The 25,717-nt window shown below is 61.2% G+C and carries 23 protein-coding genes and 1 pseudogene; 11 read left to right on the top strand and 13 right to left on the bottom strand.

Annotation, left to right across the window (positions count from 1 at the left end; all coding sequences use genetic code 11):
• Positions 1-7 precede the first annotated feature (7 nt).
• A complete protein-coding gene (locus BMZ36_RS09345) occupies positions 8-913 on the bottom strand; it encodes a LysR family transcriptional regulator (RefSeq protein WP_177187839.1) in 906 nt (301 codons plus the stop codon).
• A 27-nt stretch (positions 914-940) separates the two neighbouring features.
• Here BMZ36_RS09345 and BMZ36_RS09340 point away from each other — a divergent pair, with 27 nt between their 5' ends.
• Positions 941-2,017, top strand: a complete 1,077-nt coding sequence (locus tag BMZ36_RS09340) for a YeiH family protein (RefSeq protein ID WP_218142687.1) — start codon at positions 941-943, stop codon at positions 2,015-2,017.
• An 80-nt stretch (positions 2,018-2,097) separates the two neighbouring features.
• On the opposite strand, the gene BMZ36_RS09335 is transcribed toward BMZ36_RS09340, so the two are convergent.
• The 3 genes from BMZ36_RS09335 to BMZ36_RS09325 form a co-directional block, all read right to left on the bottom strand.
• Positions 2,098-2,628 carry a YeeE/YedE thiosulfate transporter family protein gene (locus tag BMZ36_RS09335; protein ID WP_091195029.1) on the bottom strand — a complete coding sequence of 177 codons (531 nt, stop codon included), beginning with the start codon at positions 2,626-2,628 and terminating at the stop codon, positions 2,098-2,100.
• Entirely contained in the window at positions 2,625-3,164 is a 540-nt protein-coding gene (locus BMZ36_RS09330) for a YeeE/YedE thiosulfate transporter family protein (RefSeq protein ID WP_091195027.1), read from the bottom strand. Before BMZ36_RS09330 ends, BMZ36_RS09335 begins: the two co-directional genes overlap by 4 nt.
• Positions 3,165-3,238: 74 nt before the next feature.
• Positions 3,239-4,891 carry an FAD-dependent oxidoreductase gene (locus tag BMZ36_RS09325; RefSeq protein WP_091195253.1) on the bottom strand — a complete coding sequence of 551 codons (1,653 nt, stop codon included), beginning with the start codon at positions 4,889-4,891 and terminating at the stop codon, positions 3,239-3,241.
• 126 nt (positions 4,892-5,017) lie between these two features.
• Here BMZ36_RS09325 and BMZ36_RS09320 point away from each other — a divergent pair, with 126 nt between their 5' ends.
• The 3 genes from BMZ36_RS09320 to BMZ36_RS09310 are packed head-to-tail and all read left to right on the top strand — an operon-like array spanning position 5,018 to position 6,205.
• Positions 5,018-5,335, top strand: a complete 318-nt coding sequence (locus tag BMZ36_RS09320) for an ArsR/SmtB family transcription factor (RefSeq protein WP_218142686.1) — start codon at positions 5,018-5,020, stop codon at positions 5,333-5,335.
• Positions 5,332-5,763, top strand: a complete 432-nt coding sequence (locus BMZ36_RS09315; protein WP_091195024.1) for a YeeE/YedE family protein — start codon at positions 5,332-5,334, stop codon at positions 5,761-5,763. The genes BMZ36_RS09320 and BMZ36_RS09315 overlap by 4 nt, the downstream gene beginning before the upstream one ends.
• A 10-nt stretch (positions 5,764-5,773) precedes the next feature.
• Positions 5,774-6,205 (top strand): DUF6691 family protein, encoded by a 432-nt coding sequence (locus tag BMZ36_RS09310; protein WP_177187838.1) that lies wholly within the window; start codon positions 5,774-5,776, stop codon positions 6,203-6,205.
• A gap of 36 nt (positions 6,206-6,241) precedes the next feature.
• Here BMZ36_RS09310 and BMZ36_RS14345 read toward each other — a convergent pair whose 3' ends face one another.
• Positions 6,242-6,511 (bottom strand): YkgJ family cysteine cluster protein, encoded by a 270-nt coding sequence (locus BMZ36_RS14345; protein ID WP_143086018.1) that lies wholly within the window; start codon positions 6,509-6,511, stop codon positions 6,242-6,244.
• Between the two features lie 105 nt (positions 6,512-6,616).
• On the opposite strand from BMZ36_RS14345, the gene BMZ36_RS09300 reads away from it, so the two are divergent.
• Positions 6,617-6,997 (top strand): GtrA family protein, encoded by a 381-nt coding sequence (locus BMZ36_RS09300; protein WP_091195019.1) that lies wholly within the window; start codon positions 6,617-6,619, stop codon positions 6,995-6,997.
• Positions 6,998-7,327: 330 nt separating this feature from the next.
• Here the strand turns inward: BMZ36_RS09300 and BMZ36_RS09295 are convergent, their stop codons facing one another.
• The 6 genes from BMZ36_RS09295 to BMZ36_RS09270 all read right to left on the bottom strand — a co-directional run bounded on the left by BMZ36_RS09295 (position 7,328) and on the right by BMZ36_RS09270 (position 15,814).
• Positions 7,328-9,358: a putative bifunctional diguanylate cyclase/phosphodiesterase gene (locus BMZ36_RS09295; RefSeq protein ID WP_091195016.1), complete on the bottom strand. Its 2,031-nt coding sequence runs from the start codon at positions 9,356-9,358 to the stop codon at positions 7,328-7,330.
• Positions 9,355-10,365 carry an HDOD domain-containing protein gene (locus BMZ36_RS09290; RefSeq protein WP_091195013.1) on the bottom strand — a complete coding sequence of 337 codons (1,011 nt, stop codon included), beginning with the start codon at positions 10,363-10,365 and terminating at the stop codon, positions 9,355-9,357. The genes BMZ36_RS09295 and BMZ36_RS09290 overlap by 4 nt, the downstream gene beginning before the upstream one ends.
• A gap of 203 nt (positions 10,366-10,568) precedes the next feature.
• The gene (gene rsmA, locus BMZ36_RS09285) at positions 10,569-11,366 is read right to left on the bottom strand and encodes a 16S rRNA (adenine(1518)-N(6)/adenine(1519)-N(6))-dimethyltransferase RsmA (RefSeq protein ID WP_091195010.1); all 798 of its coding nucleotides are present in this window, start codon (positions 11,364-11,366) and stop codon (positions 10,569-10,571) included.
• Complete coding sequence (gene pdxA / locus BMZ36_RS09280; protein WP_091195008.1) at positions 11,363-12,343, bottom strand: 4-hydroxythreonine-4-phosphate dehydrogenase PdxA; 981 nt, start codon at positions 12,341-12,343, stop codon at positions 11,363-11,365. The genes rsmA and pdxA overlap by 4 nt, the downstream gene beginning before the upstream one ends.
• 5 nt (positions 12,344-12,348) lie before the next feature.
• Positions 12,349-13,632, bottom strand: coding sequence for a peptidylprolyl isomerase (locus BMZ36_RS09275; RefSeq protein WP_091195006.1), 1,284 nt, complete (start codon positions 13,630-13,632; stop codon positions 12,349-12,351).
• A 13-nt stretch (positions 13,633-13,645) separates the two neighbouring features.
• A complete protein-coding gene (locus BMZ36_RS09270) occupies positions 13,646-15,814 on the bottom strand; it encodes an LPS-assembly protein LptD (RefSeq protein ID WP_091195004.1) in 2,169 nt (722 codons plus the stop codon).
• 63 nt (positions 15,815-15,877) lie between these two features.
• On the opposite strand from BMZ36_RS09270, the gene BMZ36_RS09265 reads away from it, so the two are divergent.
• The 6 genes from BMZ36_RS09265 (at position 15,878) to fba (ending at position 23,966) form a co-directional block, all read left to right on the top strand.
• Positions 15,878-16,888: an aminoglycoside phosphotransferase family protein gene (locus BMZ36_RS09265; RefSeq protein WP_091195002.1), complete on the top strand. Its 1,011-nt coding sequence runs from the start codon at positions 15,878-15,880 to the stop codon at positions 16,886-16,888.
• Positions 16,888-17,577 (top strand): N-acetylmuramate alpha-1-phosphate uridylyltransferase MurU, encoded by a 690-nt coding sequence (gene murU, locus BMZ36_RS09260; RefSeq protein ID WP_091194999.1) that lies wholly within the window; start codon positions 16,888-16,890, stop codon positions 17,575-17,577. The genes BMZ36_RS09265 and murU overlap by 1 nt, the downstream gene beginning before the upstream one ends.
• A gap of 117 nt (positions 17,578-17,694) precedes the next feature.
• Positions 17,695-19,410: a PHA/PHB synthase family protein gene (locus BMZ36_RS09255; RefSeq protein WP_091195242.1), complete on the top strand. Its 1,716-nt coding sequence runs from the start codon at positions 17,695-17,697 to the stop codon at positions 19,408-19,410.
• A gap of 174 nt (positions 19,411-19,584) precedes the next feature.
• Entirely contained in the window at positions 19,585-21,573 is a 1,989-nt protein-coding gene (tkt, locus tag BMZ36_RS09250; RefSeq protein ID WP_091194997.1) for a transketolase, read from the top strand.
• A gap of 77 nt (positions 21,574-21,650) precedes the next feature.
• Entirely contained in the window at positions 21,651-22,823 is a 1,173-nt protein-coding gene (locus BMZ36_RS09245) for a phosphoglycerate kinase (protein WP_091194995.1), read from the top strand.
• A 105-nt stretch (positions 22,824-22,928) separates the two neighbouring features.
• Positions 22,929-23,966 (top strand): class II fructose-bisphosphate aldolase, encoded by a 1,038-nt coding sequence (fba, locus tag BMZ36_RS09240; RefSeq protein WP_091194993.1) that lies wholly within the window; start codon positions 22,929-22,931, stop codon positions 23,964-23,966.
• Between the two features lie 84 nt (positions 23,967-24,050).
• Here the strand turns inward: fba and BMZ36_RS14340 are convergent.
• Both BMZ36_RS14340 and BMZ36_RS09235 read right to left on the bottom strand, forming a co-directional pair.
• Positions 24,051-24,183: pseudogene (locus BMZ36_RS14340) on the bottom strand (methyl-accepting chemotaxis protein); the annotation flags it as partial.
• Positions 24,184-24,261: 78 nt separating this feature from the next.
• Positions 24,262-25,677, bottom strand: coding sequence for a cryptochrome/photolyase family protein (locus tag BMZ36_RS09235; RefSeq protein ID WP_091194991.1), 1,416 nt, complete (start codon positions 25,675-25,677; stop codon positions 24,262-24,264).
• Between the last annotated feature and the right edge of the window lie 40 nt (positions 25,678-25,717).

Below are 25,717 nucleotides of genomic sequence, written 5' to 3'. Positions count from 1 at the left end.
GTGGAGGCTAAGAGCCTCTCATGGACTCTTCCCGCTTTTTCCATTCCCGGCAGGCCGCGCGGAATTGTTCTGCGCCCGTAGTCAGGCTTTTTTCGGCATGCCAGGCAATAAAGAAGCGCCTTTCAAGATTGACGTTCCCCAGCGTAATCGTGGCAAATTCACCCGATTCAAGCTCCCTTTGAACGGCCCTGCGTGATGCACATGCAATTCCCGCACCTTGCCTGACGGCTTCCCGGATGGCCTCACCGCTGCCCAGTTCCAGATTGACGTTGAAGCTGCCCAGCGCCGGCAACAGCATGGTTTCAAGCGATTGGCGCACACCCGAGCCTTTTTCCCGCAGTATCCAGGGAGCGCTGGCAAGCTCATGATAACTCGGAGTTTTTCTGGTAAATGGGTGGTCTGCCCGGCAATAGATCACCATTTCATCCCGCAGCCACAATTCGGATGCCAGATGACTATCCACGAGCGAGGATTCGATCAGGCCGATATCGGCACGGCATTCCAGAAGCGAGGCGACCACGGATTGTGAGTTGCCAATGGTGGCCTCATAACGGGCAGCAGGGTTTTCGATCCTGAGTCGCGCCAGCAGTGTAGGCAGAATGTAGTTGCCGATGGTCAGGCTGGCCGCAATCTTGAGCCGGCTCGGTGCGCCGTTGGCGTAAATCAGCTCCAGATCTCCGGCTTGCCGCAGGATGTCCAGCGCCTTGGGCAGGAAATAGCGGCCATGCTCATTCAACAGGACTCGTCGTCCGACTCGGTCAAACAGATTGACGCCCAGGCGGCGCTCAAGCTCGGCAATGGCGCTGCTGGTGGCGGATTGCGACAAGCCCAGTTCCACGCCAGCAGTAGTGATGCCGCCCGTGCGGTGAATCGCCGCGAAAACCTCCAGCTCTCTGAATGTAATTTTCAGCACTGAGCATTCCTTATCGATTTTTTCGATGTGGATAACCAGAAAAATCCATTTTTATTATATAACTTTTATGGATATGGTTATTGCTATTGGGTATATGTGGCGAGGCGTGAGGTGCATTTTTGTAGATCGTTATTGCCAGGTGCCGGTCTTGTTCTGGTATTGACTGTCGTGGCGACATGGCTCGGAAAGATGTTTCCGGCCGCGGGCGGTGCGGTGATTGGCATGTTGCTGGGCATCGCGGTTCGCAGTTTTATCCCGTTACCGCTTCAGTGCCTTCCGGGAGTCCGGTTTTCTTCGAAGCAAGTTTTGCAGTATTCGATCATTGCGCTGGGAGCTTGCCTGCCGATTGCCGAGGTTGCAAGAACCGGCGTGAGTACCCTGTTCGTGACATTGGCGACCATCAGCGCAGCATTTCTAAGCGCTCTGTGTTTCGGGCGATTGCTGAAAATCCCGGCCAAGTTGTGTGTCTTGATCGGAACGGGAACGGCCATCTGCGGCGGCTCGGCCATTTCGGCGATCGTGCCGGTGCTCAAGCCAAGCGAACACGAAATCACCTTCTCGCTCGCAACCATTTTTTTGTTCAATGTCGTAGCCGTGCTGGTGTTCCCGCAATTCGGCCATTTTCTTGGGCTCAGCGATCAGGGATTTGGCCTGTGGGCGGGAACGGCGATCAATGACACCTCGTCTGTTGTGGCTGCAGCCTATTCATGGAGCAGGGATGCCGGCGAATATGCCACCATCGTCAAGCTCACCCGTGCCATGTTGATTGTTCCCGTGACCCTGTTGATCGGAGCGGTTTCCGGGTGGCAGCAACGCAAGAGTGATGGCGATTCCATGCAATCGATCCGTGTGCAGGTGCCATGGTTTATCGTCGGGTTTCTTCTGGCATCAGGAGCCGGCAGTTTTCTTCCGGCGATCATTGTTGAAGTGGCACAAACTGCGGCGCACTTCATGATCACGGGGGCCTTGGCGGCCATCGGGCTGTCCACAGATCTGAGCAAGATGCGGCAAACGGGGATCAAGCCCGTGGTGCTGGGCTTGCTGGTCTGGATTTGCGTGGCCAGCACCAGTTTGGCAGTGCAGTACCACAAAGGATTCTGGTAACCGGAGGCTTTGGATGACGAGCTGTTTCTCGTCTGGCATATCGGCGCTCCTTGAGCGCCGATATGCCTGTCATCAGGGGCCTACAGCCCTTTTTTCTCGAACCAGACGAACAGCGGGATGCTGCCTGCCCAGAAGGCGATCACGATAGCCCAGGGCGAAATGCCGAGCACGTCGGGCAGGCCGATCTTGCCGTAGTCGGCCCAGGCCAGGACGGTGGCCTTGAGGAACGGATACAGTTCCGCGTAGAGCGCCGCCCCGGCAATCATGCCGGCGATGGCAAAGATCGCATGCCAGCGCCCCTCGCCCAGTGCACCCACCGAGGTGCCGGGGCAGAAGCCCATGATTGCCCAGCCGCCGCCGAACAGCGCGCCGCCAAGCAGGATGGCGCCGACGTTCATGGGCTTGTGCGCCAGTGCGATGATCCCGGCGCTGGATAGCGCGATGACACCGATCATGCCGACCAGGATGGCCGAGAGCATGAACTTGATGATTGTCATGTCCTTGAGCAACATGGCCCCGAGCTGCTTGTCGAAGCGCAGTACGCGCCCCTTCTGCAGCAGGAAGCCAAAGCCGATACCGGTCAACAGACCCAACCATTGTGCAGTGCTCATGATTTCCTCCGGTAGACGAGATGGGCGACGAGCATGCCGATGCCAAAGAACAGGCAGAGTGCAACGATGCCGCTGACCGACAGCTGCATCAGTCCGCTCAGGCCATGTCCGCTCGGGCAGCCGTCGGCCAGGCGGGCGCCGAACATGGCGACGATGCCGCCGAGGAATGCGCCGATGGCGCGCTTGCCCACCGACGGGCCAAACCGCTCGGCCCAGGCCGGGGGAACGCTTTCCAGCTTGAAGCTCCTGTCGGCCAGCGAGGCGATCAGCGCGCCGATGAAGATGCCGATGATGAGCAGGAACTGCCAGTCGAGCGCGACCTTTTCCTTGATGAAGTACAGGTTGCTGGCGACGTGCGATTCGGCGAACAGCTTCTCGATGAAGCCCGCCGCGCGCACGAATGTCGTCGAAGCGCCGAGAAAATTGGTTTTCCCCATCAGGATGGTGGTGGCGTAGGCCGATACCACCGCCAGTATTCCGACCAGACCACCCGCGAGATAGGGGCTCCAGCCGCCGTCTTTCGATTCGAGTTTCATGTTGCGCCCTCCTTGCTAGGTTGATGCGGAAACAACTTTAAAGGTAGTCAAACATCACGAAATTTCAGCCCGGTTTATTGTTTTTCCGGGTTGCGCGCGTTCATCAGCACCTTGAGCCCGCCGCCCAGGCTCTTCACGTCGAAGCCGTTTTGCCTGAGCACGCGAGAGGCAAAATAGCTGTTCTTGCCCAAGGCGCACACGGTGACGACCGGGCGGCTGCTGTCGAGTTTGTCCAGATTGCCGCGCAGCATGGGCATCGGGATGTTGATGGCGCCGGGAACCGGGTTGGCATCGGCAAGCGCCTTGCCGCGTACGTCCACGATCTGCACGCTGGAATCGGCCGGCAGTTCGGAGACGGTACTGACCAGCCCGTCGCGCTGGTTGCAGGCGGCAAAGCCGGCGAGGTTGATGATGTCTTTGGCCGAGCCGAAAGGCGGCGCATAGGCCAGCTCCAGATGGCAGAGGTCTTCAACGGTCATTTTGGCGCTGATGGCGGTGGCCAGCACGTCGAGCCGCTTGTCGACGCCTTCATAACCGGCGGCCTGTGCACCGAGCAGCACGCCGGTTTCCGGTTCCCAGAGAATCGATACGGTCAGCGGTTTGGCGCCGGGGAAATAGCTGGCGTGATGAAGATCGTTGACGGTGGTGATGCTGTAAGCGCGACCGGCCGTTTTCAGCCGTTTTTCGGTCCAGCCGGTGGCGCCTGCGGCCACTTCGAATACGCGCACGATGGCGGTGCCGAGCGAGCCCGGATAGGGGCGGGCGCGCTCTTTGAGGAACAGATGATCCGCAGCGACGCGACCTTGCCGGTTGGCCGGTCCGCCGAGCGGTACGGAAACCTGATCGCCGAACACACGATCCGCCGTTTCAATGACATCGCCGGCGGCATAGATATCCGCGTCGGAAGTCTGCATGAAATCGTTGACTACGATATGACCGCGCGCGCCGAGCGCCAAGCCGGCTTCGCGCGCAAGCGGGGAATCCGGCTCGACGCCGATGGACATGACCACGAAATCGGCGTCCAGCTTGCCGCCCGATGCCAGGTGGCAATGCAATACGTCGTCCTGGCCTTCGAAGCGCACGATCTGCTCGTTCAGGTGCAGCTTGATGTCGTGATGCGCCAATTCGTTTCCCAGCAGCATTGCCATCTTCGCATCGATCTGCGACAGCACCTGCGGCCCCGATTGCACGACCTCGACCGTCAATCCCTTGCGGTGCAGTTGTTCCGCCATTTCCAGACCGATGAACCCGGCGCCGACCACCACGGCGCGCATACCGGATTCCGTGGCTGCGGCGATGCGGTCCATGTCGGCCAGGTTGCGAAGCGCATGGATGCGCGAATCCTTGATGCCCGGAATGGCGGGAATGCGGGGTGCAGCGCCCGGTGCCAGCATTAGCTTGTCGTAGGGCAACCATTCGCTTTGTCCGGTTTGCAGGTCATGGACCCGCACGCGCTTGTTTTGCCGGTCGATGCGCACGGCTTCGCTGCGGGTGCGTACGTCGACGTTCAACAGCGCCTTGAGCGAGGCGGGCGTTTGCATGGCCAATACGTCGCGCACCGGAATCTCCCCGCCGATGTGGTAGGGCAGGCCGCAGTTGGCGAACGAAACATCGGGGCCGCGCTCAATGACGGTGATTTGCGCCGATTCGCTCAGTCTGCGCGCGCGGGCGGCAAACGAAGCGCCTGCTGCGACGCCGCCAATGACCAGTACCTGCAATGCTTTCATGTGATCCTCTTTGTGGTTGGCGAGGCATGGGTTCATGCCGTGAAGTTGAATCTCTTGACTTATATTATACATAAAAACATAATATGCAAAAATAATTCGTTGAGCGGTAACCTTATGGAAGATGTGATGCTCGATGTAACGCAGATGCGTGGCGCAGCGCGTGCGGCCACGGCTTTGTTGAAAGCGCTGGCGAATGAAGACCGCCTGCAGATTCTTTGTCAGCTCAGTCAGGGTGAAAAATCGGTGAGCGAGCTGGAGGCGTTGCTGGATGTGCATCAACCGACTTTGTCGCAGCAGCTCGGTGTGTTGCGTACGGAAGAGATGGTGGCCACTCGGCGTGATGGCAAACGAATCTATTATTCCATCGCCGATCAAAAGATACTGGCGATGCTGAAAACCTTGTACGGGCTGTATTGCCCGGTTTGGGAGAGTGAAAAGCAATGATGATCGACTGGAATGGTTTTACCCCGTATTTGTCACTGGCCGGTGGCGGATTGATCGGATTGGCCATCGCCATCCTGTTGCTCACGAACGGGCGAATCGCAGGGATTAGCGGGGTCGTGAGCGGTTTGCTGCAACCGAAGCGTGGCGATGTCTTGTGGCGCGCGGCGTTCGTGCTGGGGTTGTTGCTTGCTCCGATGCTCTACCTTCTGTTCGGCGACCTGCCGGCAAGCCGGATCGAGGCGAGCTGGCCAACGCTGATACTGGCCGGTTTGCTGGTTGGATTCGGTACGCGCTATGGCTCGGGCTGCACCAGCGGCCATGGCGTGTGCGGATTGTCGCGCCTGTCGCCGCGCTCGATGGTGGCAACGGCATCTTTCATGTTCATGGGTTTCGCGACCGTCTTCGCGGTTCGTCATTTTCTGAGGTAAGGATTCCATCATGCCTACGGTTTTTTCGTTGATTGCAGGTTTGCTGTTCGGGATGGGCTTGATTGTTGCCGGCATGGGAGATCCGGCCAAAGTGCTGGCTTTTCTTGACCTGACCGGCCGCTGGGATCCTTCGCTCGCGTTCGTCATGGGCGGCGCGATTCCGGTCAGCGCTGTTGCCTTTGCCTTGGCAAAGCGCAGAGGGGCATCCTTTCTGGGGCATTCCATCCAGTTGCCGAATACGCGCAATCTTGACCAGCGTCTGGTTTTCGGCGGCCTGTTGTTCGGTGCGGGCTGGGGGCTGGCCGGTATCTGTCCGGGACCGGCACTGGTGTTGCTGGGAGCGGGGGCGGGGAAAGTGCTGGTTTTTGTCGCGGCCATGCTGGCGGGCATGGCTCTGTTCGCAAAAATCGAGCCGGCGATTGGCAACGGCAGGAGCCGGTAGTCTTTGGGAGGAAAGAGCGCGTGCGACAGCGCCCGCTCATGGCCGGGTGGCGCGCTCCAGCTGCGTCAGCCAGAGCAGCGCTTCTTCCCGCGAGGTTCCGCACATTTCTTCGGAAGGGTTGAGTCCCGAGCAACAGGCGGGGCGTTCCGCCTGGCCGAAAATGGCGCACAGGTTCGCCGCGGTGAGCTGGATGCAGCGCACGCCGGCGGGTTTGCCGTTTTCCATGCCGGGGATGGGGCTGGAGATGGAGGGCGCAGTGCAGCAGGCGCCGCAGTCGGGGCGGCAGGGAATCGGTGTCGGGTTCATGCCGTCATTGGACCGGATCGATTCCACGGATGCAAGCGCGGCCTGACTCGCGTCCCCGGCCCATCCTGCGTATCATGGCGCCAGATTGATTTTCGGGTATCCAGCATGTCGATTCGCCGCCAGTTCCTTCATTTCGCCGCAGTGGGTCTGTGCGGCACCGCCGTGCAGTATGTGGTGCTGTGGGCCGGGGTGGAATATGCCGGCGCGCCGGCCGCAGCGGCCTCGGCGGTGGGCTATGTGCTGGGGTCGGTGGTCAATTATTTCCTGAATTATTTCTTCACGTTCAAGAGCGGCAAGTCCCATGTCGAAACGGCGAGCAAGTACTACGCGGTGCTCGGCATCGGCTGGTGCATCAACACCGGGCTGATGACCCTCATGGTGCATCACTGGGGCTGGCAATACTTCCTGGCGCAGGTGGTGACGACCGGCATCGGCCTGATCTGGAACTTCGCCGGCAGCCGTTTCTGGGCGTTCAGGAATGCCTGAGGCTGCTTTAAGCGCCTGTGGCGCGTAGTGTTTGATGCCGGGAGTTCTCCCCGGCGGGCGAGTTTCTTTTTTTGCTTCGTCAAGAAAAGAAACCAAAAGAGCGACCCCGCCTTGCGGCCCTCCGGGCTACCCTCGGTCGGTCGCGAGCCCGGGTCTCGCTCCGCTTTCTCGGCGCAGGCCGAGGGGATAAAGAAAGTCGTCTGCCGTGGCGAGAATATGTGGGAGCGGATGTAATCCGCGAAGGGCGGCGAAGGCGAGCAGATCGGAAAAGCAAAGCGCTTTCCGACGATTGTGGTTTATTTGATCTACGCTCTGGGCGTTCAGAAATGCCTACGGCTGTGCATCCAGCAGGCTGACGAAGCCGTCCAATGGCAGCGGCCGGGAGAACAGGAAGCCCTGATAGCGCGGGCAACCGTGTTGCAGCAGGAAGTGCGCTTCCTCCGCGGTTTCCACGCCCTCGGCAATCGGTTCGATGCCAAGACTCTCCGCAATGCCGAGAATGGCGCGCACCAGCGCCGCGTTGCTGTTGTTGCCCGGCAGGCCCGATACGAAGGAACGGTCGATTTTCAGCGTGTCGAACGGGAAGCGGTGCAGGTAGGCAAGGTTGGAATACCCCGAGCCGAAATCGTCCAGCGCCAGCGCGAAGCCGGCTTCGCTCAGGGCATGGATCAGGTCGGTCGTCTGGGCATCGCCGTGCATGAGCAGCGTTTCGGTGACTTCCAGTTCAAGCTGCTCGGTCCTGACGCCATGCTGCTCGCAGAGCGCTTGCAGTCGCTCCACCAGACCGGGCCTGAACTGCTTGGCCGAGAGGTTGAGGGACAGGCGGGGCAGCGACAGTCCTTGCCGGTTCCATTCGCCGACCTGGCGGATGACTTCCTGGGCGATCCATTCTCCGATGAGCAGAATCAGGCCGGTTTCCTCGGCAAAGGGGATGAATTCCGAGGGCGGAACCAGCCCGCGGCGGGGATGTTTCCAGCGCACCAGTGCTTCCGCGCCGACGATCCGGCCGGTCTGCTGGTGGTATTGCGGCTGGTAATGCAGCAGGAATTCGTTGCGTTCCAGCGCGTAGCGCAGCTCTGTGTCCAGCATCACCCTCGCCAGCGAACGCCGGTTCATTTCCGCCGAATAAAACAGGAAATCCTGGCCGCTTTCCCGTGCCCGGTAGAGTGCCACGGCGGATTTGTTGATGAGCGTTTCGGCATCGCGTCCGTCGCCGGGAAATACGGCGGCGCCGACGTGCGATGACAGCAGCACTTCCTGTTTCTTGATGAAGAAGGGGCGCGACAAGGCATCAAGCAGGCGGCGGGCGACGATGGCGGCATCTTCGCGATGACGGATGTCGAAGATCCCGATGAAGAATTCGTCGGCGCTGGAGCGCGCCACGACGTCCGCTTCGCGCAGTACGTCCCGGAGGCGCTGCGCCAGCTCGATCAGCAGGCGGTCTGCTGCCCGGTGGCCGAACGAGTCGTTGATGTGCTTGAAGCCTGCCACATTGAAACAGAGCAGCGCGCCCTTTTTTCCGTGCCGGCGCGATTCCGCAAGCGCCTGTTCCAGCAGCGAAAAAAGCAGCGCCCGGTTGGGCAGGCTGGTGAGCTGGTCGTAATAGGCGAGGCGGTGGATCTGTGCCTCGGCGTTCTTGCGTTCCGTCAGGTCGGAAAAGACGCAGAAATTATGGATGACCTTGCCGGTTTCATTGCGCACCGCGCTGATGATGCCCCAGGCAGGGAAAGCCTCGCCGTCCTTGCGCTTGCTCCACAGCTCGCCTTCCCAGTGACCGGTAGCAGAGAGCGTAGCGACGATTTGCCGCGCTTGTTCGGGGTCCGGTCCTTCTTCGCACAGGAAGCCGGGAACCTGCCCGACCGCCTCTTCGTTGCAAAAGCCCGTGATGCGGCAATAGGCCGGATTGGCGCTGATGATCCTGTTTTCCGGATCGGTGACGATGATGGCGTCGTTGGCGGAATCGAAGATGCGCGTGTAGAGGCGGGCTTTTTCTTCTGCCTGCATGCGGTCGGTGATGTCGCGCAGGAAGCCGACCATGCGCGAGGGGCGGCCCTCGCTGTCCCGCGCCAGCGCGAAATAGATGCTGGCCCAGAAGACCTCGCCGTTTTTCTTGCGGCGGGTGACTTCCATTTCGCCGCGGCCCTGGCGCATGACAGTGTTGAAGAGATCGGCGTCGTCTTCGTTTTCGTCGGCATAGAGCATCAGGATATGCCGCCCCAGCGCCTCTGGTGCGCTGTAACCGAACAATTGTTCGGCACCGGCGTTCCAGCCAGTGATGTAGCCCTGGAGATCGAGCGTGACGATAGAGGCGCCGATTTCGGCCAGCAACTGTTCGCCGTACTGGAGTTCGTTGGAGATCATCGCCCGACCTTTCCGTGAAGCGACAGCGCCCAGGAAACAGCGTCGACCTCGCAATCCATCCAGTGTTCGTGGCTGTCAATCCTGTCGATCATGCGTTCCCCGAGTGCCTGTACGTTGCCGGCTTCGCATGACACCATGCATTCCAGCGCTTCGCCGACTTCGCCTGTGCCGCGCAGAAGACCGTCCTGCAGCCCCTTCGGCAACGGCAGCGAGGCCAGTACCTCGGCCAGGGGCATGCCGAACAGGCGATCCATGAGCGAGAGCATGCCGGCCAGGAAAGCCGTATCTGGTGAGAGCCCCGGAAGCCAGCCGGCCAGCGCCCAGGATTCCATGCGTTTGGCGCGCAATGCGGCGGCCGTGAAAAGAGGGGGCAAAGCAGCTTCTGCGCCGTATTGCTCGGCGTAAAGCAGCAACTGCAGCCAGCGCTGCAGTTGGCGGCGGCCCAGCAGGGCGATGGCCTGGCGCAGGCTTTCGGTATGGCGATGCGAGCTCATGGCGACCGAGTTGACGAGCCGCAGCAGGTTGATCGTGAGCTGGGGTGCCTTGGCGAAAATGCGCTCCAGTTCGGCTACTTCGGCATCGCGCACGATCAGCCCCAGCAATTCCAGCAGGACTGGCTGGGCGGGGTTGGGGGTGGCGCGTGGCAGGGGTGCGGTGATCCAGGGGCCGCAAACCAGGGCATCGCGACCTTGCAGGGTGGACAGCTGGCCCGGATCGCCCAGCCCGGTCAGGATGAAGGGCTGCTCAGGCAGAGGGGCACCGAACGGTACGAGACAGCGCGGCGTATCCGGCGCATCGCAGCCAGCGGGCCCGACCGCTTCCAGCGAGTGAATGGCCGGCAACCCGGGCGGCAGGCTGCCTGCCGGCGCGGGCCAGTAGCAGGGGGCGCCGAACAGCGGTGTTTCCTCCAGCGCCGAGGCGAGACGGGGCAATTCCGCTGCCGGCAGGTGGGCCAGCAGCGCGGAGCAGGTGCCATCGGGGCGCCAGAGCGGCTCGAGCAGAAGCATGACGGTATTCCGGCGGTGAACTCTCTCAGGCTACGTTTAATTTGCCCGGGAAACAAGCTTAGAACCTGTTCACAATCTTGCTGCGAAACCGTGATCGGGGCTCATGCGCTGCTCAAAATCCTCATGTACTCCTTGTACACCCCGGTTTTTGCGCCGCTCTTCACCCCGCTGACGGCTTCTCACGGCCGATCGCGAACAGGTTTTTACGACATGTGTTGCGCCAGATGGTTGGCGAGCGCGACATATTGCGCCACCGTGACGTTTTCCGGGCGGCAGCCCGGATCAATCGCCAGTGTCGCCAGATCGTCGTCCGTCACCACGCCCTTGAGGTTGTTGCGCAGCGTTTTGCGGCGCTGGGCAAAGGCGGTCTGTACGACTTCCTCGAACAGGGCTTCGTCCTGTGCCCGGTGCGGCAGGTTGGGCCAGGGAATCATGCGCACGACTGCGGAATCGACCTTGGGCGGCGGGTTGAATGCGGCGGGCGGGACGTCGAGCACGCGGTCCATGACGAAACGGTATTGCAGCATGATGCCGAGACGCCCGTAATCGGTGGTGCCGGGGGAGGCAACCATGCGGTCGACGACTTCCTTCTGCAGCATGAAGTGCATGTCGTCGATGACGTCGGCGAAGCTCGCCAGATGGAAGAGCAACGGCGTGGAGATGTTGTAGGGCAGGTTGCCGACGAGGCGAATCTTGCCACCCGGCGCGATTTCGCGTGCCAGTGCGCCGAAGTCGAAATTCAGCGCATCGGCGTTGTGAAGGGTCAGGCGTTGCGGCGTGAAGCGTTCGTTCAGGCGTGCCACGATGTCGCGGTCGATTTCCACGGCGTGCAAGTGCGGGACGCGTTCGAGCAGCGGTTGGGTCAGCGCGGCGAGCCCCGGACCGATTTCGACGATGACGTCCGTCGATTCTGGCGAAACGGCATTGAGGATGTCGGCGATGACACCCTGATCCTGCAGGAAGTTCTGGCCGAAGCGTTTGCGGGGGATATGCGATTTCATGATTTTTTCCTTGCGGCGAGCTCTGCGGCCAGCGTGATGGCGGCATGCAGGCTGCCGGGGTCGGCACGGCCGGTGCCGGCCAGGTCGAGCGCGGTGCCGTGGTCGACCGAGGTGCGGATGATGGGCAGGCCGAGCGTGATGTTGATGCCCTGGCCGAAGGTGGCGTATTTCAGCACCGGCAGTCCCTGATCGTGGTACATCGCGAGCACGGCATCGCCCTGTTCCAGTTGGCGCGGCGTGAACAGCGTGTCGGCGGGCAGCGGACCAACGAGGTGCATGCCCTCGGCGCGCAGGTGTTCCAGTACCGGCGCGATGACGTCGATTTCCTCGCGCCCCATGTGTCCGCCTTCGCCGGCATGCGGGTTGAGCCCCGCCACGAGGATGCGCGGCGTAGCGAAGCCGAACTTGTCGCGCAGGTCGGTGTGCAGGATGCGCAAGATGCGGGTCAGCGATTCGGATGTGATCGCCGCCGGGACTTCCTTGAGCGGCAGGTGCGTCGTCGCCAGCGCCACGCGCAGCGTGCCGCCAGCGAGCATCATGACGACCAGGTCGACGCCGCATTTGTCAGCGAGATACTCGGTATGACCGTAGAAATGCCGCTCGGGGAACGCGTCGTTGATCACGCCCTTGTGGATTGGTGCGGTGACCATGGCGTCGAATTCGCCGGCGAGACACCCTTCCGTGGCGCGGTCGAGCAAGGCCAGTACGTAGCCGGCATTGCGCGTATCGAGCTGGCCGGGGCAGGCGGGCACGGTCAGCGGGATGTGCAGGATCGAGACCGGCGCCTCGGTTCCGGGGCGGTAATCGGGCCAGGCTTCTGCCGCATGGCCCGCGCGTTGCCGGATCAAATCGCGGTCGCCCAGCAGAACCAGTCGGGCGGGATAAGCGGTATGGACAAGGAGGGACGCCAGTTCCGGCCCCACGCCGGCAGGTTCGCCGGTGGTGAGGGCCAGAACGGGCCAAGGTCGCTCGGGCATGGGGGTTACTCGTCTTTCAGGCGGATGGAAATATAGGCTTTGTCGCGCAATTGGCGTACCCAGTCTTCATAGCTTTCTTCGGCCTTGCGCTGCTTGAGCTCCAGGCGGACCTTCATGCGCCGGTTCTCCTGCGTGACGTCCTGGTCGCGGCGCTCCAGCACCTGGATCAGGTGGAAGCCGAACGGGCTCTTGACCGGGGGGCTGATCTCGCCCGGCTGGAGGCGGTTCATGGCCTGCTCGAAATCGGGAACGGTTTCGCCTGGCGAGATCCAGCCCAGTTCGCCGCCTTTTGCGGCGCTGGTGTCGTCGGAGTACAGGCGAGCCAGTTCCTCGAATTTTTCGTTGTGCTGCAGGCGGGCGCGGATCTGGGCCAGCTTTTGCTGGGCGTCCGTTTCGGAGACGATCTCGTTGGTACGGATCAGGATGTGCCGGGCATGGGTCTGGCGGATGACCATCTTGTCGGACTGTTCGCGCTTGTCGAGCAGCTTGAAGAGATGCAGGCCGGACGCGCTGCGCACGATGTCGGTCATGCCGCCGGCCGGCATCTGGTCCAGAAGCTCGACGAAGGCCGGCGCCAGGCTGCCGGCGGGGCGCCAGCCCAGCACGCCGCCATTGGCTGCATCGGGGGCATTGGAGTAGATCGCTGCAACTGCGTTGAAATCCTTGCCTTCGGCGAGCTCTTGGCGGGCCGCGAGGATGCGTGCGCGTTTGGCCTGGATTTGCTCGGGGGTCGCGTTTTCCGGCAGGCTGACCATGATCTGCGCCAGACGGTATTCGCGCTGCGGCTTGTTGGCGTTCAGGTGCAGGTAGTCGGCAACCTCGGAGTCGGTCACGATGACCTTGTTGTCGATTTCACGCTCGCGCAGGAAGGCCAGCGTCATTTCTTGGCGAATCTCGGCGCCGAAGCGCTTCCAGTTGATGCCATCCTTTTCCAGTTGCTTGCGCAATTCCGGCAGGGTCAGTTTGTTGTTTTGCGCGATGCGGGCCAGCGCCTGTTCGAGCTGGGTATCGTCGACCTGGATGCCCAATGTCTTGGCCTGCTCCAGCAAAACCTGTTCGGTCACCATGCGGTCCAGCGCTTCCTGCTCAAGAACGCTGGCGGGCGGAGCTTGTGTGCCGCTACGGGCGAGGTTCTGGCGGATCGATTTCACCCGTTCGTCGAGTTCAAGCTTGGTAATGACGCTGCGGTTGACCACTGCGACCACGCGGTCGGCGGTGACGACGGCTGCGCTGGCGAAAAGCGGGATGGCAAGCGCGGCGATGGCGAGGGTGTGTTGCAAAGGCTTCATGTCGGTCTCTCACTCAAAAACGCGGAGGGGCATAGGTGTTGCTGTAGCCCGGAATGGACTGCCGGATGGTATCGAGCGGGTTGCTGCCGATACCCGCGATGCCGCCCAGTTGCAGCAATGCAAAGAAGGACGTCGTGGTGTCAGTGACGCTGGTCACATAACGCTGTGCCGCCAGGCGCAAAGCCCAGCAGCCGGCGTTGTATTCGACGCCGCCCAAGGTTTCCAGTGCGCGGCTGTCCTTGATCGAGTAATTGTAGCGGCCCAGCGCGTACCAGCCGTTGCCCATCGGCCACTGGCCGGAAATGTCGGCGGAGCGGGTGTCGGAGATGCGGTTGATCGAATAGCGCAGGTTCAGCGTGCGGTAGTCTCCCGGCCGCCAGGTCATGGTCAGGTCGGAACGGCGCAGGCTGGAGTCTGCCTGGTTGTACTGCATGCCGTAGTTGGCGGACAAGTCTTTCCAGAAACGCGCACCCACGGTGAGCAACCAGTCGGAGCGACTCGGGCTTTCAGTATTTTCAGTTGTTGTCAGTGTTACGCGCTGGTTGGCGAAGTAAAGACGCTGGCCGACGGTAACGTTCAGTCGTTCGATGCCGTTATCCGATTCAAACAGTCGGCTGGTGACCGCGAGCGTAACCTGGTTGGCGTCGTTGATGCGGTCCTGTCCGGAGTACTGGTTCTCGCTGAAAAGCTGGGTGAACGAAAGATCGGTTTCGCCCGAATCGAATATGGGCAGGTTCGATTGCTTGCGATAAGGGATGTAGACGTAATAGGCGCGCGGCTCGAAGGTTTGCAGGAAATTGCCGTTGCCGATCTTTAACTCGCGCTCGAAAAACAGGCCGCTGTCGAGGCTGGCGATGGGCAATGTTCGCGTGTAGTTTGCGTTGGCAGCGTTGGTTTGATGCAGATTGTACGACGTCGCATGTACGCCAACCTTGGGCGTGATGAAGCCCCAGGATTCGTTGTAAGGTAGCGCCATGCTGGGATAGGCCCAGCTGCGCAAGCCGCTGATCTTGTCCGGATGGTTGAAGTCGGTCAGTTCTCCGCTGATGTTTGTGGCTAGCCAGGGCTTGATTTGCGGTTGGCCAGTGAAATAGAACTGCGGCATGCGGTCGTAGGGCTTGTCGACCGGGTTGGTGAGCGTGCTGAGCGTCTGGTAGCGCTGCCAGCGCATGAAGCCGTTCCAGGTTTCCTGCGAATAGGTCAGCGTACCTTCGCGTGGTAAATTGCTTTGCGACGAAACAGACAGTCTTTCGCCGAAGTCGGAGAAATAGTTGTTGTCAGAAACCTTCTGGATGTTCAGGCTTAATCCAAGGTTTGGATTGATCTTCTGCGCATGCTGGAACAGTACGCTGGTGCGGCTCTTGTCGTCGATGCGGTCCTGGATGCCTTCAGCGCGGAACACCCCGGTGTAATCCAGATCCAGATAACGGAACTCGCCTCCGACCATCATGCCGCGCCGGCTCATGTAGCGCGGGTAGATCGTGGCATCGTAATTGGGTGCCAGGTTGAGGTAATAGGGTGTCTGGACCTGCAGGCCGTTCTTGCTGTTCATGCCGAGCGACGGCGCGAGGAAGCCGCTCTTGCGCGAGTGGTCGAGCGAGAAATCCAGCCAGGGGTAGTAGAAGATCGGCGTGCCCTTGAACTCGACCCAGCCGTTCCAGGCTTGCCCCCGGTTGGCGTTGTAGTCGAGGTCGAGCGTGCTCGAATGCAGGTACCAGTCGTTGTTGCCCGGCGCGCAGGTGGTCATTCGCCCTTGTTTGATGGCGTAACGGTCCGGGCCTTCGAATAGCAGCTTGACGGCATCGCCGCGTGCCGCGCCTTTTGCCATCTGGAACGTGGGATCGAGCAGGTCGCCCTTGCGCGGCTCGACCAGCATGTCGAGCTTTGTTCCTGTCAGTACGTCGCCATCCTTGTTCATCGTGACTTTGTCGCCGGCGCGCAGGCGGTCGTCCTGGATCGTGTAGTGCGCCCAGTCGCCTTCGACCTTGAGTTTTTCACGCGTGACGACGACGTTGCCGCGCGCTTCGGCGAACTCGCCTTCCCGTGCGCTGGCTTCGTCGGACTGGATGAAGGTGGGGGGCTCCGGCTTTTCCCCGGGATTGGCGAGTACGGGCGCAGACAGGCCTGCCAGCAGCGCGGCCAGCAGGGACAGACGAAAGGGGCAGGGTTTGAACGCAGGCATGGGGCCGCAGCGGCTCACTTGGTACAATGCGCGGATTCTAGCAGCAATTGACCGGATAGAGACATGACCAACCCTGTGAGTTCCCTCCGTTCCCGGCAGATGACGGACTGGTTGAAGCAGATTTTCCCCGCCGGCGTGTCGGCGATCGTTCCGGCTGCGGCGGATGCCAGCGTGCGCAGCTACTGGCGTGTCGCCGTAAAAGGCAAGTCGCATATCGTGATGGACGCGCCTCCAGAAGGGTTCGCATTCAACGCTTTCCTGATGCAGCACCGGCTTCTGGAACGTGCCGGTGCGCCGGTTCCGCAGCTTCTGGACTTCGATGCCGACCAGGGTTTTGCCCTGCTCGAAGACTTGGGCGACAGCATCCTCACGCCGCTGCTGACGGAGGAAGCCGCCGGCAACTGGTACCTGCGGGCGATCGACCTGCTGGTCTCGATGCAGAAGAGCGTCGATTCTCAAGGGATGGCGCCTTACGACGCGGCCTTCCTGCGCCGTGAACTGGACATCTGCCGCGAATGGTATTTCGGCCAGCAACTGGGCATAACGCTGGAGGACGAGGCTTTGGCGGCGTGGGAGCGCAGTTGTGCGCTGATCGTGGCGCGCAACCTTTCGCAACCCGCGGTGTTCGTGCACCGCGACTATCATTCGCGCAACCTGATGGTGAAGGACGGGCGTTTGCGCTTGATCGATTATCAGGATGCGTTGCATGGCCCGATCAGCTACGACCTGGTTTCCCTGTTGCGCGATGCCTACATCGAGTGGGACGAAGCCTTCGTGCTGGATCTGGCGATCCGCTACTGGCAGAAGGCGCGCGAAGCCGGCTTGCCAGTGGCCGACGACTTTGCCGAGTTCTACCGCGATTTCGAGTGGCAGGGCTTGCAGCGCCACCTCAAGGTGCTCGGCATCTTCGCTCGCCTGAAATACCGCGACGGCAAGGAACAGTACCAGGCCGACATCCCGCGCGTACTGGGGTACGTGCGCAAGGTGTGCGAGCGTTATGCCGAGCTCGGTGCCTTGCGAAAACTGCTCGCAGCGGTCCATGACGAACAACTGGCCACGGGGTATACCTTCTGATGCGCGCCATGATCCTTGCTGCGGGGCGCGGCGAACGCATGCGCCCGCTGACCGATGCCTGCCCCAAGCCCTTGCTGGACGTGGCGGGCACCCCGCTGATCGGCTGGCATCTGAAACGGCTGGCCGCAGCGGGCATTCGCGAGATTGTCATCAACCATGCCTGGCTGGGCTTGATGATCGAGGAGGCACTCAAGGGCGGCGAGGATTACGACGTCGAGCTTGCCTATTCCGCCGAGGGCGAGGCGCTGGAAACCGCAGGTGGCATTGCGCGCGCCTTGCCTTTGCTGGGGAGCGAACCGTTTCTCGTGGTCAATGGCGACGTTTTTTGCGACTACGACTTTGGCCGCATCCTGCCGATGGCCGAAGCAATGCAGCGCGATTCTTCCAGACTGGCGCATCTCGTGCTCGTTTCCAACCCGGATCATCACCCCGACGGCGATTTCGTGCTGCGGCAAGACGGCATGGCGGCGATGGAAGGTGAGGACCGGCTGACTTTCAGTGGCATCGGGCTTTATCACCCCGATCTCTTTCTGGGCATTGCTCCCGATCGACCCGCCAAGCTTGGCCCCCTGCTCAGGGCTGCGATGGCATTGGGGCGCGTGAGTGCCGAGCGTTTTGACGGACTGTGGCTGGACGTCGGCACCAGCGAACGGCTGGAGATTGCCCGTAAGCTTGCGGTAACGCTTTGATTTTTCAGCTGGTGCCCCCGTTTCTGGCTGGAATGTGATTTGTTTTTTGACCGCTTGCCGCCTAAGCTGAATATTTCGGGATACATGCATTTTTTACAGAAAGAAACGGGAGGCAAAATGTCGGTCAAACATTTTTTTGAAGAACAGGCGGTGCGCAATGCGTCACTCCAGCACGAATTGCGTCAGGCCTTTGACCCGTTCGGCATGGTTTCCATCTGGTTCAAGGCGCAACAGGCCTGGCTATTGAATCCCGATGCACTGGCTTCCGCCATGGGCCGCTATACCAGCGATGTGGCGCGCTGGCAGCAGTTCGCGATGGATCGTTTTCTCGGGGAGCCGGATACCGACGTCTTCCCGCCCAACCCGGAAGATACCCGTTTTGCCGATCCGGTCTGGGATGAAGTGCCGTTCTGGGATTCGCTCAAGGAATGGTACCTGCTCAACACCCGCTGGCTGCAGGATGCCTTGTACGAAACGCCGGGGCTGTCGGATCAGGAGCGCAGTCGCTCGGCATTCTGGCTGCGGCAATGGCTCAACGCGGTTGCGCCAACCAACTTCTTCTTCAGTAACCCGATGGCGATCGCCAAAGCGCTGTCCAGCAAGGGCGAGAGCCTGTTCGCCGGGTTCAAGAATTTTTCCCAGGATGTCGCCAATGGCGATATCAGCATGACCGACCTTTCCGCGTTCAAGGTCGGCGAGAATCTCGCCACGACGCCGGGTGCGGTGGTCTATCGCGGCAAGCTGCTGGAAGTGATCCATTACGAAGCCACTACGCCAACCGTGCACAAAGTGCCGCTGGTGATCGTTTCTCCGTGGATCAACAAGTTCTACGTGCTTGACCTCAATCCGCAAAAGAGCCTGGTCAAATACCTGACCGATCAGGGATTCTCCGTGTTCATCACGAGCTGGAAGAACCCGGACAGCTCGATGCGCGATATCGGCTTCGATGAATACCTGACCGAAGGCGTGGCGAAGATCGTCGAGGTGGCCAAGGAAATCTCCGGTTCCGACAAGGTCAATCTGGCCGGATACTGCATCGGCGGTACGCTGGTCACGACCTATCTGGCCTGGGCCAACCGCAACGATCCGGACAACGTGCCGGTCAATTCGGCGACCCTGCTGACCACGCTGACCGACTTCAAGCGCCCGGGCGATATTGAGGTGTTCATCGACGAAGAAGGTCTTTCCTTCATTGAAAACCTGATGGCGCGCAAAGGCTACCTGGACGGCAAGGAAATGGCGTCGAGTTTTCGCATGCTGCGTCCCAACAGCCTGATCTGGAACTACTGGATCGGCAACTACCTGCTCGGCGAAACGCCGATGGCGTTCGATATCCTTTTCTGGAACATGGACACCACGCGCATGCCGGAGAAAATGCACCGCTTCTACCTGCGCGAACTGTACTGGAAGAACAAGCTGGTCGAGCCCGATGCGATCAAGGTGGCGGGGCAGTCGATCAATCTGGCCAAGATCAGGCAGCCGATCTACATGGTCAGCGCCGAAGAAGACCACATCGCACCGTGGAAGCAGACCTACTCGCTGGTTCACCGCACGGGCGGTCCGGTCAAGTTCACGCTGTCGTCCTCCGGGCACATCATCGGCATCATCAATCCGCCCGGCCCCAAGTGCAAGCGTACCTACTGGCAGGGCGAGGCCCAGCCGGGCGAGACTGCCGAAGAATGGCTGGAGCGGCAGGAAAACGTGGCCGGATCGTGGTGGCCCAACTGGGTCGAGTGGCTGCGCGGGCTGTCCGGCAACCAGGTCAAGCCGAAGCTTTCCAGCCGGGCTCATCCCAATCAAGGGGCCGCGCCGGGCAAATACGTTGTTGAATAAAATGTTTGTGTAAGACTGATGTGGGGCGAACCTTGGTTCGCCCCTGTTTTTTGTCGGACAGGCATGTTTTACGGTTGTCTTGACCCCGTCGCTTCCCGGATAATGCGCGCTATTTCAGCGGGTTGGAGTTTTCGGCCCGAAATCCACGTTTTCAAAGAAAGGGATAGTCTGTCCATGGTCACGCGAACAGAACTTGCCAACGCCATTCGTGCTCTTGCCATGGATGCGGTTCAGAAAGCCAACTCGGGGCACCCGGGCATGCCGATGGGCATGGCGGAAATCGCCGTTGCGCTGTGGGGCAACAACCACTACCGCCACAATCCGGCCAACCCGAAATGGATCAACCGCGACCGGTTCGTCATTTCCAACGGCCACGGCTCGATGCTGCACTATGCCCTGCTGCACCTGACCGGCTACGACCTTTCGATCGAAGACCTGAAGCAGTTCCGCCAGTTCCACTCGCGTACCCCGGGCCACCCCGAGTACGGCTACACGCCGGGCATCGAAACCACGACCGGCCCGCTGGGGCAGGGCATCGCCAATGCCGTGGGCATGGCGCTCGCGGAAAAACTGCTGGCCAAGGAATTCAACCGCCCCGGTCACGAAATCGTCGATCACCATACCTGGGTGTTCATGGGCGACGGCTGCATGATGGAAGGCATCTCGCATGAAGTCTGTGCGCTGGCCGGTACTTGGGGCTTGGGCAAACTGGTCGCCTTCTGGGACGACAACGGTATTTCCATCGATGGCCACGTCGAAGGATGGTTCACCGACGATACGCCAGCGCGTTTCGAAGCCTACGGCTGGCATGTGGTGCGCAACGTGGACGGTCACGACGTCGATGCACTCAATGCCGCGATCGAGGCCGCCAAGGCCGAAACCAACAAGCCGACCCTGATCTGCTGCCGTACCGTGATCGGTCAGGGCTCGCCCAACAAGGCCGGCGGGCACGACTGCCACGGCGCACCGCTCGGCGATGCCGAAATTGCGGCCACGCGTGCGGCCATCGGCTGGAACCACGAACCGTTCGTGATTCCGGCCGAAGTCTATGCCGGCTGGAGCAAGAAGGCGTTTGGCGCTACCACGGAAGTGGCGTGGAACCAGAAATTCTCTGCTTATGCCGCCGAATTCCCGGAACTCGCTGCCGAATTCAAGCGCCGCATGGCCAATGAACTGCCCGCCAACTTTGCCGAGGTGGCAGAAAAGGCCGTGGCGGAGACCGTAGCCAAGGCCGAAACCGTGGCAACCCGCAAGGCTTCGCAAAATGCCATCAACCTGCTGGCGCCGAACTTGCCCGAATTCCTCGGCGGTTCCGCCGACCTGACCGGCTCCAACCTCACCAACTGGAAGGGCTGTACCCAGTTGACCAAGGACGGCGGCAACTACATTTCCTACGGTGTGCGCGAGTTCGGCATGGCGGCGATCATGAACGGCGTCGGCCTGCACGGCGGCTACCGTCCGTTCGGCGGCACCTTCCTCGTGTTCTCCGAATACGCGCGTAATGCCCTGCGCATGGCAGCGCTGATGAAGGTCAACTCGATCTTCGTCTTTACCCACGATTCGATCGGTCTCGGCGAAGACGGCCCGACGCACCAGCCCATCGAGCAGGTCGCAACCCTGCGCCTCATCCCGAACATGAACGTCTGGCGTCCGGCCGACACCGTGGAAACCATGGCCGCCTGGGCGCATGCCGTTGAGCAGGCGCATACCCCGTCTTCGCTGATCCTGTCGCGACAGAACCTGGCGTTCCAGGCACGCTCTGCCGAGCAGGTGGCCGCGATTGCCAAGGGCGGTTACGTGCTGCGCGATTGCGCCGGTGCGCCGCAACTGGTGCTGATCGCGACCGGTTCCGAAGTCGATCTGGCGGTGAAGGCGGCCGAGCAGCTTGCTGCCGAAGGCGTGCAGGTGCGTGTCGTTTCGATGCCGTGTACCAACGTCTTCGACAAGCAGGATGCCAAATACCGCGATGCCGTGCTGCCCAAGGGCGTCAAGCGTCTGGCGATCGAAGCCGGCGTATCCGACTTCTGGTACAAGTATGTCGGCCTTGAAGGCGGTGTGATCGGTATCGACCGCTTCGGTGAATCCGCCCCGGCCGGCACGCTGTTCAAGCACTTTGGCTTCTCGGTGGAAAACGTCATCGCCCGCGCCAAGTCGCTGCTGTAACCGGAATTAAAGAAACGCCGCCCGCAAGACCGGGCGGCGTTTTTCCAGTCTGATTCTCCCCTAGAAGGAATCCCATCATGGCCTTTCGCAAAATGACCGACATCGCGCTTGCCGGCAAGCGTGTCCTGATTCGTGCTGACCTCAATGTACCGGTGGCCGACGGCAAGATCGGCGACGATACCCGTATCCGCGCCAGCGCTCCGACCATCGAAGCTGCGCTCAAAGCCGGCGCGGCCGTGATCGTGATGTCGCACCTGGGGCGCCCGACTGAAGGCGAATTCAAGCCGGAAGATTCTCTGGTACCGGTAGCTGCGCGCCTGTCCGAAGTGCTGGGCAAGGAAGTCAAGGTCATCGCTGCCTGGGAAGGTTATCAGGCCAAGGTCGGCGAAGTGGTGCTGCTGGAGAACGTGCGCTGCAACAAGGGCGAGAAGAAGAACAGCGACGAACTCGGCCAGAAGTATGCCGCGTTGTGCGATGTATTCCTGAACGATGCCTTCGGCACCGCGCACCGCGCCGAAGCGTCCACCCATGCCGTGGCCAAGTTTGCCAAGGAAGCCGGTGCCGGTCTGCTGATGGCCGCCGAACTCGACGCGCTGGGCAAGGCGCTCAAGGCCCCGGCCAAGCCGCTGGTGGCGATTGTGGCCGGTTCGAAGGTCTCGACCAAGCTCACCATCCTCGAATCGCTGGCCGACAAGGTCGATCAACTGATCGTCGGCGGCGGCATCGCCAACACCTTCCTGCTCGCCGAAGGCCAGCAGGTCGGCAAGTCCCTGGCCGAAGCCGATCTGGTGGGTAATGCCAAGTCGGTCATCGCCAAGATCCGCGCGCGCGGCGGCGACGTGCCGCTGCCGACCGACGTGGTCGTGGGCAAAAAGTTCGCTGCCGATGAGCCGGCCGTGACCAAGCCGCTGGCTGCCGTCGAAGCCGATGACATGATCTTCGACATCGGCCCGGATTCCGCCGCCAAGCTCGCCGAAATCCTCAAGACCGCCGGCACCATTGTCTGGAACGGCCCGGTGGGCGTGTTCGAGTTCGACCAGTTCGGCAAGGGCACGGAAGCGATTGCCCGCGCGATTGCCGCTTCCAGCGGTTTCTCGATTGCCGGCGGCGGAGATACGCTGGCCGCCGTAGCCAAGTATGGCATCACCGAGCAGGTGAGCTACATTTCCACCGGCGGTGGCGCTTTCCTGGAGTTCCTCGAAGGCAAGACCCTGCCGGCTGTCGAGATTCTCGAACAGCGCGCAGTTTGATCTGGGTAAGCAATCGGCGGGGCAGGCGCGAATCTGTCCCGCAGATTCCGGTATAATTTACCGTTCTTGAGTCGAACATAAACCTTCCTTGATTGGAGACTTCCCATGCCTTTGGTGTCCATGCGTCAGGTTCTGGATCACGCCGCCGAAAACGGTTACGGCGTTCCGGCTTTCAACGTCAACAATCTGGAGCAGATCCAGGCCATCCTGCAGGCCGCCGACGCGACCAATAGCCCGGTCATCCTTCAAGCTTCCGCCGGTGCCCGCAAGTATGCCGGCGAGCAGTTCCTCAAGAACCTGATCGAAGGCGCGCTGGCCAGCTACCCGCATCTGCCCATCGTCATGCACCAGGACCACGGCGTTAGCCCGGCGGTGTGCATTTCGGCGATCCGTTTCGGTTTTTCCAGCGTCATGATGGACGGTTCGCTGCGTGAAGACGGCAAGACCCCGTCCGATTTCGACTACAACGTCAATGTCTCGCGCGAAGTGGTCAAGCTGGCGCATGCCTGTGGTGTTTCCGTAGAAGGCGAACTTGGCTGTCTGGGCAGCCTGGAAACCGGCCACGGCGAAGCCGAGGACGGCATCGGCTCCCACCGCGCGCTGAGCCGCGACGAAATGCTGACCGACCCGGCCGAAGCCAAACGCTTCGTCGATGCGACCGGCGTGGATGCCCTGGCGATCGCCATCGGCACCAGCCATGGCGCCTACAAGTTCACCTCGCCGCCCACCGGCGAAGTGCTGGCGATCGACCGCGTGCGCGAGATCCATGAAGCGATTCCGAATACCCACCTCGTGATGCACGGCGCTTCCAGCGTGCCGCAAGACCTGCAGGACATCATTCGCCAGTACGGCGGTGCCCTGAAGCCGACTTGGGGTGTGCCGGTGGAAGAAATGCAACGCGCTATCCAGTTCGGCGTGCGCAAGATCAACATCGATACCGACCTGCGTCTGGCCATGACCGGTGCGATCCGCAAGACGATGGCGGAAAAGCCGTCCGAATTCGATCCGCGCACCTACCTCAAGCCGGCCATTGCCGCGATGCGAGCAGTGTGCGAAGCTCGCTACCTGGCTTTCGGTGCTGCCGGTCAAGCCGACAAGATCAAGGCGATTCCGCTGGAAAAAATGGCGGCGATGTACAAGTAAGAAGCACTCCCCGGTAGAGGGAGGAGGAGAGAGGGCGGTCCGGGGATCCGGGCCGCCCTTTTTACGTTCCGTAGGCGGCTGCTCCTGGATTCCTCCCACCACGCCCACGATGCTTTCGGTCGATTGGCGCGTGCTCTCGGCCAGTTTTCTGACTTCATCGGCTACCACGGCAAAGCCGCGCCCTGCCCCCCGCGCGGGCGGCTTCGATGGTGGCGGAATAGTGAATCGCCTGCCATGAACAATGCCTTTTCATGCGGCAGTGCGGCGCGTATGGCGCCGCATTTTTGCAGACGGGTTAACGTCCGGATGCGGCCTTGAATAAGGCCAAAGCGGCTTGGCGCTGGCTGGCGTGATCGACCAGCGGATGGGGGTAGTCTTGTCCTTGCCGGATGCCGGCGGATTCCAGTTCAAGTGGCGCGGCAAGCCATGGCGCATGGATGGCTGAATCGGGCAGTCTCGCCAGTTCGGGGCAATAGCGGCGAATGAAGTGGCCTGCCGGGTCGAACTTCCGGGACTGGGTGACGGGGTTGAAGATACGGAACCAGGGTTGGGCATCGCAGCCGACCGAGGCTGCCCACTGCCAGCCACCGTTGTTGCTGGCGAGATCGAAATCGAGCAGTTTTTCCGCGAAGTAACGCTCGCCCCGGCGCCAGTCGATCAGCAAATCCTTGACCAGAAAACTGGCGGTGATCATGCGCAGGCGGTTATGCATCCAGCCGGTCTGGTTGAGTTGGCGCATGCCGGCATCGACCAGCGGATAGCCGGTCCGGCCGGCGCACCACGCCGCGAACCAGTCTTCGCGGTTGGGGAAAGGGAGCCGGTCGAACTCGGGACGGAACGTGTGTTCGACAAGATCGGGCCGGTGCCATAGCAGTTGCTGGTAGAACTCGCGCCAGCAGAGTTCCTTCAGCCAGCATTCTGCGCCTTCTCCCGGATTCGCAAGCGCCAGCCGAACGAGCTGGCGGATAGAGACGGTGCCAAAGCGCAGATGGGTTGAAAGGTATGAAGGGCCTTTTCTGGCCGGATAATCGCGCAGGACATGATAGTGTTCGATGCGCCGGGCAAAGTCGGCGAGCAAGGTTGCAGCGCCGCTCTCGCCGACAGTGAGGGTAAAAGGCGTTTCGTCGTTGGGGGCAAAACCCAGTTCTTCAAGCGAAGGCAGTGGTACGGCAGGCAGGCGGGCCAGGTTCCGGCAATAAGGCGTGACCGGATATTCGGCCATGGCGACTGGCGTCAGTTTCTGCAGCCAGCTGCGCCAATAGGGGGTGAATACCTGAAACGGAGTCCCTTGCCGGGAGAGGATTTCATCGCGTTCGAAAATTACCTGGTCCTTGACGTCGACCCACTGGATGCCTTGCCCGGCCAGCGACTGTGCGATGGCCGTGTCGCGTGCAATGGCGGCGGGTTCGTAATCCCGGTTGGCGTAGACTGCCGAAGCCTGAAACTCGTGGGCCAGTCCGGGAATTTCCGTGCGCGGATCGCCAATGCGAACCACCAAGCCGCTGCCATATTCGCGCAACCTGGCCTGGATTTCCTTCAGGCTTTCCAGGATGAAAGCGACTCGCCGGTCCGTGGGCGGCAGTGGATCGAGAATCGTGCGGTCAAAGACAAACACGGGAATCACGCGGCCATGTTCCTGCAGCGCAACGGAAAGCGCGGCATGGTCGGAAAGGCGCAGATCGCGGCGCAGCCAGACGAGAGCGGTAGTCATGGCAGGATATTACAACCGGTGCGCCGGAAGGTGGTATTCG

The organism is Formivibrio citricus, assembly GCF_900115065.1.
Lineage (GTDB): Bacteria > Pseudomonadota > Gammaproteobacteria > Burkholderiales > Chitinibacteraceae > Formivibrio > Formivibrio citricus.
The sequence above is the reverse complement of the archived record's forward strand: the minus strand, read 5'-3'. Positions and strand labels throughout refer to the sequence as shown.